The sequence below is a fragment of the uncultured Bifidobacterium sp. genome (genome assembly GCF_963540075.1).
Classification (GTDB): Bacteria; Actinomycetota; Actinomycetes; order Actinomycetales; family Bifidobacteriaceae; genus Bifidobacterium.
This window is the reverse complement of the sequence record NZ_CAUTOG010000046.1, coordinates 1-11,044: the sequence shown is the minus strand read 5'-3', so window position 1 is coordinate 11,044 and position 11,044 is coordinate 1. Positions and strand designations below refer to the sequence as shown.

The 11,044-nt window shown below is 68.9% G+C and carries 4 protein-coding genes; 3 read left to right on the top strand and 1 reads right to left on the bottom strand.

Features of this window, described 5'->3' with window-relative positions:
• Positions 1 to 179: 179 nt before the first annotated feature.
• Positions 180 to 1,313, bottom strand: a complete 1,134-nt coding sequence (locus tag RWX87_RS05810; RefSeq protein ID WP_314688544.1) for a LacI family DNA-binding transcriptional regulator — start codon at positions 1,311 to 1,313, stop codon at positions 180 to 182.
• A gap of 263 nt (positions 1,314 to 1,576) precedes the next feature.
• Here RWX87_RS05810 and RWX87_RS05805 point away from each other — a divergent pair, with 263 nt between their 5' ends.
• The 3 genes from RWX87_RS05805 (at position 1,577) to RWX87_RS05795 (ending at position 10,865) form a co-directional block, all read left to right on the top strand.
• A complete protein-coding gene (locus RWX87_RS05805) occupies positions 1,577 to 6,262 on the top strand; it encodes a PD-(D/E)XK nuclease family protein (protein ID WP_314688542.1) in 4,686 nt (1,561 codons plus the stop codon).
• A complete protein-coding gene (locus tag RWX87_RS05800; protein ID WP_314688540.1) occupies positions 6,259 to 10,488 on the top strand; it encodes a UvrD-helicase domain-containing protein in 4,230 nt (1,409 codons plus the stop codon). The genes RWX87_RS05805 and RWX87_RS05800 overlap by 4 nt, the downstream gene beginning before the upstream one ends.
• A gap of 158 nt (positions 10,489 to 10,646) precedes the next feature.
• Entirely contained in the window at positions 10,647 to 10,865 is a 219-nt protein-coding gene (locus RWX87_RS05795) for a hypothetical protein (RefSeq protein WP_314688539.1), read from the top strand.
• The last annotated feature ends 179 nt before the right edge of the window (positions 10,866 to 11,044 follow it).

Below are 11,044 nucleotides of genomic sequence, written 5' to 3'. Positions count from 1 at the left end.
AGGATGACGGAGGCCGTCGGCGTGTCGCGGTCCGAAGCCCGACGACAGGAAGGTGATTCCCGCCGGCGGAGGATTCCGTCGCAGGACCCGTGGCGGACGGGCGCGTCGGGAAGGGCGCGGAATGGTCGCGCCGGCGGACGAGCCCGTGGGATTGTGCGATCGCCGTCGTCGGGCGCGCGTCAGTCGCAGTCCGAGCGGCCTCCAGCGGGGGCGCAGGTGCTGTCACCGATGCGCAGCCTGACGGGGACGGTGTCGATGGGGACGCCGGTGAGTGGGGGGATTCCCCGGGCGGCGGGGGCGATCCGACGCCCCGGCATCCCGGACGCGGATGATCCGCGCCGTCTGCCCGCTCCGGAATCCTTGGAATCCCCGGCGTCGATTCTCTCCTGAAGGCGCGTGGCGATCAGTGCGGCCAGTCCGGCGAAGTCCTGCCTGACCGCCGTCAGGTGCATGCCGGACAGATCGGACAGATACGTGCCGTCGTAGGCGACGATCTGCAGGTCACGCGGCACGGCCACCCCGCGCCGAAAGGCCTCCTGGACGGCGAGCGCGGCCCCTATGTCGGAGCTGACCAGAGCGTCCATGCCGGGGGTCGCGTCGAAGGCGCGGGTGACGGCCGTGCGATATCCGTCCAGATCCCACACCTCCCCGGCCTCGAGGTAGTCATACCGGACCCCGGCCTTCCTGAGCCTTTCCTCGAGGGTCATGTGATAGCGCACGGTGGGGTAGCTCGTGGGAACTCCGGGGGCGTCGGGGAACTGGCGGCGCGGCCCGCCGACCATGACCACGTGGCGCGCCCCGGACCCGAGGAGCAGGTCGGCGACCAGATTCCCGCCCTGCTCATGGTCGGAGGCCACCGTGGGGATCCCCTGGCCCAGAACGCGGTCGAAGGCCACGACGGGTCTGCCGATGGAGGTCCAGTAGGCGACGTCGTGGTCGGTGTGGGAGGCCACGACTATGCCGTCCATCATGCGGCGGCGCAGCATGTCGACATATTCGGCCTCGCCTTGCTCGGCGTCGGTCGTGGAGCACAGCAGCGTGCGCAGTCCCCGGTCGGCCAGGCGGTTCTGGATGGCGGCGGTGAGCGTGGCGAAGAAGGGATGGCGGATCGTGGGGACGATGACGCCGATGAGGTCGGTGCGGTTGCGGTGGAGGTTGCGAGCCAGCTCGTTGGGCACGTAGTCGAGCTCCTTCATGGCCGCGAGCACCTTCTCGCGCGCGCTCCGGGAGACGTAGCCCGTTCCGTTGACGACGAGGGAGACGGTGCTCAGCGCCACGCCGGCCTTTGCCGCCACGTCCCGCATGCCCGTCATCGGCGCGCCTCCTCCTCGTGTCCTGATTCCCGGATTCCTCCGGCCTGCCGCTCCAGTCTAGGCGGAGGCGTGGGTCGGAGACGCGCGGTGAGATGCGGCCGGCGGAGGCGGCTGGGACCGGAGCGGAGAGCGTTGCGGACCGACGGCATGCCGGCGATGACGCGGCGATGATGGCGGTATTGTCCGATAAGGGGAATGACGGGTCGCCGACCCCGACGATGGACGGCGGGGCTGTGGACGGCGGTCGAAGGATGAGGTGACGGATGACGAACGAATCCGAACGGCCGGATCGCCGTGACGACCCATGTCGCACCAAGCCCGAGCAGACGGGTGAGACCAGCCGCTTCTTCCAGGCGTCGGCCTCGGTCGATGATCTTCTCGGCGACCGTCTGCGCGCTCCCGGCGGCGAGATCTCGCACGCCCTTCTCGTCCTGGGAGCCCCTTGCGCAGGCAAGACGCGCTTCGCTCTGACAACCCTCGAGCGCCTCGTGAAGGGCGACGAGGGTCCGTCTCTTCGCTCCGCCCCCCCGGCCCTCATGGTGTGCTCGCTGCGCCGGATCGCCCGTGACCTCAACGAGGAGATTCTGTCGCGCATCGGGTCCACCACCACCCCCAGACTCGTCACGACCCTGCCCGCGCTGGCCTTCGCGGTGCTGGCGCGGGCCCGTTCGGCGTCCGGCGCCATGCCTCCGCGTCTTCTCAACGGGGCCGAGCAGGACGCGCTCGTCGAAGGCGTCCTCGATGCTCACCGGAACCATGCCCGCAGAGGTGATTCCTGCGACACCTGCATCCTGCTGGCCCGGTATTTCGCGGTGTCTTCGGCGTCCGTCGCAGACTCCGTGGAGGGCGGAGGCGTCACATCGGCGGATGGACCGACCGCCACCTCTCCTTCCGCCATGGCGGCGCAGGGCACGACGGCCGCCGTGTTCGACAGGTGTCTGACCCCGTCGTTCGCCGCGCAGCTCAGGGAGATGTTCGCGCGGATCACCGAGGTGGCGGACTCGCAGGACGACAGGAGAAGGATCCTGGATCGTCTGGACGGGATCGGTGAGGGAGGGTGCGAATCCGGCGATAAGGGGTCGAACGATCCGGGATCCGACGTCCGTGAGCGTCTGCGACTTCAGTGGACGCTCGCCTTCCGGCTCCGCGACGAGTACTCCGAGGCGGTGTCGCGACGATTCCCCGACGAGTCCCGCCTCGATTCGTCGGCGCTGCTGCGCGCCGCCGCGTCCGAGCTTCGGCGGGATCCCTCGGGATGTGCCCCGGCCGTACCGGGGACCGTCATCGTCGATGACGCCCAGGATCTCACGCCTGCGGGCATGGAGTTCCTGCGCGCTCTGGAACCGGCGTCACGGATCGTCCTCGTCGCCGATCCCGACGAGGCCGTGCAGACCTTCCGCGGAGCCTCGCCGGACGTTCTGCTCACATGCGCCGTCGCATCGGCGGACGGGGACGACGGGGACCGCGCGGCCTGTGGATCGGCGGTCGGACGGCTCGGGGCCGTGCCCGTCGGTCTCGGACCGGTCGACGACGGTCGGGCGTCCCGGGATGACCCGGACTACCGTTCCGTGATCGCCTCGAGGGTCTCGTTGTCGATCACCTCGGACGAGGATGGACTTGGCCCTCTTCCCCGTCGTCCCTGGAAGCTCCCCGATCTGCACGGATCCTTGTCCGGTGCCGTTGTCCCGAAGGACGATCCGCTGCTCGCCCGGGGTCGGTCCGGCGTCTCGGGTCTGCTCTACCGGTCGCCCGCCCAGGAGACCGACGACGTGGTCCGTCAGATTGCGGACGCCCATCTCGCAGGGATGCCGTGGAGCGAGATGGCGGTGATAGCCCATGACAACTCCACCGTGCATGCCTTCGGCGAGAGGCTCAGGACCCTGGGGATTCCCGTGCGCTATTCGTCCGTGACCCGGTCCTTCGCCACGGATCCGCTCGTCCAGGGCCTGCTGTCCCTGCTACGGCTGGCTCGCATGCGCAACGGCACCTACGATTTCGGCGACGATCCCTCCGTCGACGAGGCCTCGCAGGTTCCTCTTCCCGTCCAGCGGGACAGGGCCATCATGGCGGAGCTGGAGACCTATCTATCCAGCCCGTTATGCGAGGTCCCGCCGGAGACCGTCGCCGCCGCCGGCGATATGCATCACGCCGACGGACGGTCCCCAGGGGACCCGGCCATCGTTCGGTCGTGGCCGCGCCGGCCTCTGCGACTGTCCGCCGTGCGGTCCGCGCTTGCTTCGGTCGTGGCGATGGCGACGGCCCTCGGTGGCGTCGATGATGTGTCCCATGACGCCACTGATGCGGAGCCGTCGGCAAGGGGCCTGCGATCGCTCGCCCAGGCCTGGGGAACTTCGACGTCCCACGGAGCCGGAGGTCTCGGCGCCGATGGCGATGGCGATGCCGATTCGCTTTCCATGACCGCCACCGGTGTCGTCCGGCCGGTTCCGGATCGTTCCGTGGCCTGGCTGTCCGGGCTGCTCGTTCGACATCTTCCTTCCCGCGGAACCGTCTCCGGCGCCCGTCCGGGTGATAGTGACGATTCCGATGGGGCTGCCGACCCTCTCGCGTCCCTTGCGCGGGAGGTGCTGGAGGCGGCCGATCGCATCGCCGGGAGGTCTCCCGATATCGCGGCCTTTGACGACGCGTTGCGCACCGTCGCCGACGTCGCCGCGGATCTTCGCGTCGTCGGAGGCGATGACCCCGCGTCCGCGCTGTGGTCCGCGTGGGACCGATCGGGCGTCGCCGATCGCTGGCAGAGTCTGGCGATAGGTCTTGGCCCTGAATCCGATCTCGCGAATGACCGGCTCGACGTGGCCGTCCGCCTGTTCGATTACGCCTCGCAGGGCGGTGACTTCCACACGCTCGATGAGTTCGTCGGCCAGGTGTCGGGCATGGACGTCATTGCCGACTCCCTGTCGCGGACGCACCCGGTTCTCGACGCCGTCACCCTCACCACGCCTGCGGGGGCGGTCGGGGAATCCTGGAAGCGGGTGTGGATGCCCCGGCTCCAGGAAGGCATCTGGCCGAACCTCGCCCCCCGCAACACCATGTTCGGTGCCGACGAACTGGCCGGTCTGGCCCTTCGCGGCTCCGTGGGGACCGGCCATCGCAGGGGCCCCGCGCCGCAGGGGCTGCCGTCACTCGATGAGCGTGACCGGGAGGTGCTTCGAGGCGAGCAGAGAAGCCTTCTGGTCGCGATAACCCGTGCGCGCGAGGACCTCATCCTCAGCGCCTCATGGAACGATGACGAGATTCCCTCGGATTTCCTGTCCGTCTATGCGCCCGAGCTGTTCCCTCGACGTCAGAGCCGTCAGGCGGCCCGTTTCGTCGACGTCGGGTCTCGTGCCGCAGTCCCCTCGACGCCGCACGGGCTGGTCGTCGCCGCCCGTCGCGAGCTCACCCGTCTGGTGGCCGCGTGGTGGGACTCCCATGATGGTCAGGGCTCTGGGGACGCGGAGGAGACCGCGTCCGTCAGCGGGGCGGCCACACCCCCCGTACATCTGCTGTCTGACCCGGTCCATGCCCTCGTCACGCTGTCACGCGCCGGATACGAGCGGGCCGATCCGCGCTTCTGGTCCTTTCTGCATCCGCGGGGCGGGGAAAACGGCGTGGAGACGGCCGACGAGAGCACCGACGGATGGCAGGAGAACCGCGCGTCCCGTCCCGCCGCCGCGGGGTCCGCCTCCGCGGCGGCGCGAACGAGCGCCGGACCCCTGGTCCCGCTGAGCCCCTCGACGGTGGACGCCATCTGGTCCTGCCCCGTCTGCGCGCTGCTGGAACGGCAGATGTCGGGTCCGACGCCGTCGGGGGTGGCCATGTCGTTCGGGACCATCATCCATCGCGTCGCGCAGGTCGCCAGCGAAAGGGGTCTTGACCGTCCGGACGCTTCCCTGCACGGCCCCGACGGCGGAGGACTGCCGACGGACGACGCGAATGGCCGCATCAGGGCTCTCACGGGCGAGCTGAAGGGCATCTATGGCGAGGTCCGGGGCCCGCTTGACGCCGCCGACGGCGTCGGGGACATCTTCCGGGTCCGAGGCAGGGAAAGAGGGGTCACGGACATCCTCCGGGACATCTCCGCCTATTTCGTCAAGGCGAATCTGCCCGACTACGCGACAGGGAAGGCGAACCCCCGGATGGGGGTGCTGCGGGACGTGTCCTGTGAGCTGAGGGTCCCATCGCGATTCGGGATTCGGGACGTCCTCGACGCCTACAACGCCGTCCCGGGCGCCGACCCCGTCGGCTTTGACGACATGGTGCGAATCCTTGATGTGCTCGCCGGAGGGTTTCCCCACGACTTCCGTCCGGATCTTCGCATCCTGCTCACCTCGCGCATCGATCGTCTTGAGCTGCGTTCCGATGATGAGGGGGACTTCTGCAGGATCGTCGACTTCAAGACGGGGGGGAGGGGGCATTCGGGCCCCGAGTGCTTCGGTGACCTGCAGCTGGTGTGCTACCAGCTCGCCCTGCGTTTCGCGGACGCGACGCCGGACGAGGGAATCCTCGGGTTCCATCCTCCCGTCTCCGCGGCCGCTCTTTTCGACGTGTCCGTCCACGATGCGCCGGGGTACTTCTTCTACGCCGAGAACGCCGCGCAGCCACCGATCTTCGACGGAGACCATCTCAACGCCGGACTGTATCGTCCTCGTTCCCACGCGAGGGATCTCTGGACCCTTTTCCCGGATTTCCCGGTCCTCGGCGACAGGCCCGATGCGGTGTCCGCGGGCGCATGGTCCCGTCTGCTCAGGGAGAGGGACGAGGGAAGACTCACCTTCTGGGCCCTGTCGATGATCGCCAGGGTGTTCTACGCGGCCGCCGTCACGACCACGGATCTGGTGCCTCCGCATCCCGTCGTGGACGGTGCGCATCGGAGATACTGCCGGTATGCGGGGGTCTGTCCCCGATGCTCCGAGGGAATCGAGACCGTGATGGGAAGGGAGAGGTCATGACGGCATCGGAGGAGCGTGCCGCGAGGATTGCGCCGAAGGGGTCGTTTCAGGACGTCCTGAGCACGGCGTCCCCGGAGCAGAGGGCGGTGATCGACGCGCCCGCCGACGAGGACGTCCTCGTCGTCGCCGGAGCTGGCTCGGGCAAGACCTTTACCATGACGGGGAGAATCATCTCGCTGATCGTCAGGGGAGGCGTCCCCCGATCGAGGATTCTCGGACTCACCTTCACCCGGGCCGCGGCCGCCGAGCTGCTCTCCCGGGTGTCGGCGGCCGTGGATGCGGCGTCCGGAGACGCGATCGGCCACGAGACCGGGCGAGAGCGCGGGTCCGGGCCACGCGTGGAGTCCATCGTGATGAAGCCGAGGGTATCCACCTATGACGCGTTCTTCCAGTCGATCGTCGCCCAGTACGGGGCACTCATCGGCATGGACCCCCGCACGCAGCCCCTGAGTGAGGCCGGGTCCATCCAGATGGTCAGCGACGTCGTCTCGAGGAGCATCGACTATCTCTTCGCCAACGGGCTGGTCGGAGAGGATCCGGGGGACGTGGACCAGTCGGCAGGCTCCGACGTCGGCTCCCTGCAGGGCGTCATCAGCCAGATCCGAGCCCTGTCCTCGGCGATCGCCGATTCCGTGATCGGCGTCGAATGCCCCACTGTCGAGGACGCCGTGGAGAGGATCAGGTCCTGGGATGAAGGCTTCCTGGAGGTACTCCAACGTCTGAGACGCGAGGCGTTCCCGGATGCCGCCGGCGTCGTCCCGACGGATGCCATGCCCGCCCCGCCGCGCTATGACGAGACGAAGTCCGCGGGGGCATCCTTCGAGGAGTGGCTGGAGGCGGACGGGATGGTGGGCCGTGTCCGCACCCCCAAGATCACGCCCTTCCGCAGGGCGGTGCTGGAGCATCTCATCGTCGTCACCAGACGCCGTGAGCTGCTGCTTCCTCTGGTGCTCGACTACGCGCACGAGAAGAGGAGGCGAGGCATGGCGGAATTCAGCGACTTCACGGTGGCGGCGCTGCGCCTGGTGCGCCGTTTCCCGTCCATCGGCGCCGAATATCGAAGCCGGTACACCCATGTGTTCCTGGACGAGTACCAGGACACCTCCACCACCCAGGCCTCCCTGCTTGCCGAGCTGTTCCATCGCGACGACTCCCATCGTTCGTCGGTGACCGCCGTGGGCGACCCGTATCAGTCGATCTACTCCTGGAGAGGTGCCAGCCCCGGCGCCTTCCGGCAGTTCGCGGACCGCTTCCATCCGAAGGGGCGGTACGGTCTCACCGAGTCGCGCCGCAATCCGGCGGTCGTGCTCGACGCCGCCAACCGTCTTACGGACGCCTTCCATAAGCCCTATCTTCCGGATACGAGCGTGCCTCGCGACAGCAGGGAGGTCCCGGTCGCGCCGCTGCGGCCCGTGTCATCGTCGCCCGCGCGTTCCGTGTCCCGTCGTCGCGAGGCGGGCGCGAACGACCCCGCCGAGGCTCTTCCGCCGTTCTGCGGGGTGATGGGATTCGAGACGCAGCAGGAGGAGGCTCTGGCGGTGGCGACGTTCGCCCGGGAGACGGTGGACCGCATCCGATCCGTCGCGCTCGCCGCCGACGTCTCTTCTGACGATTCAGGTGATGATTCCCGTTCCTCCGTCTCCGCGACGGACCGACGGCATCCTCCCGTGGCAGTGCTGTTCCGCAGTCGCGGACAGATGGGGGTTTTCGCGGACGCCCTCGCCGAACACGGGCTCCGCGGTCAGGTGATCGGGAACACTCCGCTCGCCGGCCGTCCGGACATCGCGGATCTCCTTGCCCTTCTCAAGGCGGAGTCGGACCATTCCGACCCCGCTGCGCTGCTCGGTCTGCTTGCATCCCCCCGCTTCGGGATGAATGCGAATGACCTGCGCGTTCTCGCGGGCCTGGCCGACGAGGCGAACGTCGACTACCAGTTCCGCTGCCTGGTCGAATCCGGCCGCACCATGGAATCGGAGGGGCGCACGCCCGCCGCCCGGCGCCGGGTCGTCGCCAGGCTTCGGCAGGACATGCCTCTTCCGGTGGGCGTGTTCCTGGCCGACGTCCTGCTGTCGGCCGGTCTGGAAAGGCGTATGAGGTCCGCGGGGCTGTCGGAAGTCGGCCGTTCCGTCGCCGGACGGATGGCGCGGATGCTGCGGTCCGTGGAGGACGCGGGGCGCCTGTCGGTGCCCGATGCCGTCCGGGCAGCCGCCGAGGCCCTGGACATGGAGACGGATGACGCCGTGTCCGATGCGCTGCGCTCCGATGGATCGGAGGGCTACGGTCCCACATGGCGGGACGCGCTCGACATCCTGCTGGGCCAGGTCGATGCCTATGCGCGCGAGCTCAGGGCCGGCCGGCCCACGGTGCTGGGCTTCCTCCAGTGGTTCGAGGCCCTCGAGCGACAGCCCGATGGGCCGGCCACGGGCATCGACGATTCGATGGACGTCGTGCTGATGACCGTCCACCAGGCCAAGGGGCTCGAATGGCCGGCCGTGGCCGTGGTGGGCATGTCCGAGGGGACCTTCCCCTCCGAGCAGGGGGACCGTCTGTCCATCGTCCGTCCGAGAGACGAGGACTGGAACGTCCCCGGAGGGCCCGCCTATCTGTCCACCAGCCGGTGCTGGCTTGATGACCCCGCGGCCGTTCCGGCACCCGTCAGGGCTGACCGGTCCATCCTGCCGAGGTTCCCGCATCGCGGAAATCTCCGGGACGTGTCCGACCTCGATGAGCTGGAGCATGAGACGGTCGACGGCCTGTACACGGCCAACGGCCGCCGTCGGGCGGGAGCGTCCGGCTACGCGGGTCAGCGCGAGGAGTACGGCCGCCGCCGCCATGCCGATGAGCGTCGCCTGGCCTATGTGGCGCTGACCCGCGCCAGCCGAGAGGTCCTCGTCACCTATTCCGCCCGTCGGAACCCTTCCTGGAGCGACGAGCTCGGAATGGTCCGGCCCAATCCCCTGGCGCCCGACGAGGGGGGGTCGCGCGGCGTCCGTCGCGCCTCGGTGTTCTGGCGCGAGCTTTTCGAAGGCTTCCGAACCGGCGGCGTCGACGTGCGGACGCTTGAGGGGGCCGTCGTCCGCGCACTTCCCCGCTTCGGTCCCGGACTCCCCGCCGATGCGGTGACGCCCGTCGGCTTCGTGCGGGTGCCATTCCGGGACGGTGCCGAAGCCGACGAGGGGAATCGCTACGTCGACGGTCTGATCCAGTCCGTGGCGGACGCCGAGCTGTCGTTCATCGCCGCCGCCGGCGAACTCACGAGAACCGCTGGTTTCGAGGAATCATGGCCAGGTGACGTCGAACCGCGAACCCGTGGGATCCTTGACATGACCGCGAAGGTCATAGACGAGGCGATGGCGGACGAGGATGCGGCGGACGGGACCGCGCTGAGTGGGTCGTCGGCCGCCGGGACGTCCCCCATCTCCGGAACGATGCCGCTGTCGGCGCGAGCGGAGGAGCTCCTCCGGGCGCATGGGTCGTCCGAGACCGTCACCGACCTCATCGCGCGCGCCAACGAGGTGCGCGCGCGCATGAATCTCGGAACCACCGCTCTGGAAGGCACGCTGGCCGCTCGGAACAGCGGGCGCGGCCTCCGGCAGATCGCCCTGAGCATCCTGCGCCCCATGCCCTCCAGACCGTCGTCGGTGGCCGGTCGGGGAACCCTCTTCCACCAGTGGGCGGCGCGATTCCTCGACGCGGTGCTGGATGGGGACGTCGACGACAGGGACTCCATGCTCGCGGAGCTGTCCGTGGACCCCGGCCTGGACGATGGGGAGAGGGTGTGGCGTCGGCGTCTGGCCGCTTCGGTCTGGGCCCGGCGTCGTCCCGTCGCGGTGGAGACATCCATAACGACCGTCGTCGACGGTCTTCCCGTCAACGGGAGGCTGGATGCGGTCTTCGTCGGGGGTTTCGACCCGCGGCGTCCCGAGGAGGAGGCCCCGGGTGGTGCCGCCGGACGGTACGTCATCGTGGATTGGAAGACCGGCAGGCGTCCGGACGATGACGCCACGCGCAGGAGCCGTCTGGTGCAGCTGGACGTGTACCGGCTGCTGGTGGCACGGCAGCTTGGTGTTCCTCTCGGAGGCATATCCGCGACGTTGTGTTACATCGACTACGGGCCCGTGAAGGAGAGATACGTCCCGGCCGAGCCGCGTGGCGAGGAGGAGATCCTCCAGGAGATCCGTGACGGTCGCTATCTTCCGAAGGCATCGGGCTCCGAGGAGGAATAGCGCAGTGCGGTGGGGATGGCTGGGCGGGAGGAGGGGCACCCGGCGGACGATGCGCGTCTGTCGGGTGCGCGCACGGTATGCGCTAGTGTGGTTTCCGTGGCAGCCGGGACTTTCCGCGGATGCGAATCCGGCAGACCGTGCGTCGAAGGGAGTGTGCGATGGCGTTCCTGCTCATGATGTCGGTGGTGCTGTTCCTCGGGTCGTGGGCGGCGGCCTTTCTCCTGCATTCCCTGGCGGCGCTGTGCCAGATCCTGTTCATCGTCTTCGTGGGGATCCTCGTGGCCACGATCGTCTGGCACCGGGTGAGGGCCCGTCTGGTGGCGCGCAAGCGCAGCCGCCTCATCTCCTCCTGGATCTCCCAGCTGCCGAAGGAGTAGATCCGCCGTCCAGGCCGCCATCGTCATCGGCTGGTGTTCGCTCCCGGGGCTGTGGATCCCGTCTTCCGTACGGGGATCGGAGGATGGGTCAGCGGGTCGTCTCGACCTCGCGGTCGGAATCCGCGCGGTCGACGTTCTCACCCTCCTTCTCGGCCATCTCGAACTGCTCCTTGAGCCAG

Excerpts from the sequence above, each read along its gene's own strand:
- RWX87_RS05805 (WP_314688542.1), top strand. The coding sequence starts at position 1,577 with ATGACGAACGAATCCGAACGGCCGGATCGCCGTGACGACCCATGTCGC.
- RWX87_RS05795 (WP_314688539.1), top strand. The coding sequence starts at position 10,647 with ATGGCGTTCCTGCTCATGATGTCGGTGGTGCTGTTCCTCGGGTCGTGG.
- RWX87_RS05810 (WP_314688544.1), bottom strand. The coding sequence starts at position 1,313 with ATGACGGGCATGCGGGACGTGGCGGCAAAGGCCGGCGTGGCGCTGAGC.
- RWX87_RS05800 (WP_314688540.1), top strand. The coding sequence starts at position 6,259 with ATGACGGCATCGGAGGAGCGTGCCGCGAGGATTGCGCCGAAGGGGTCG.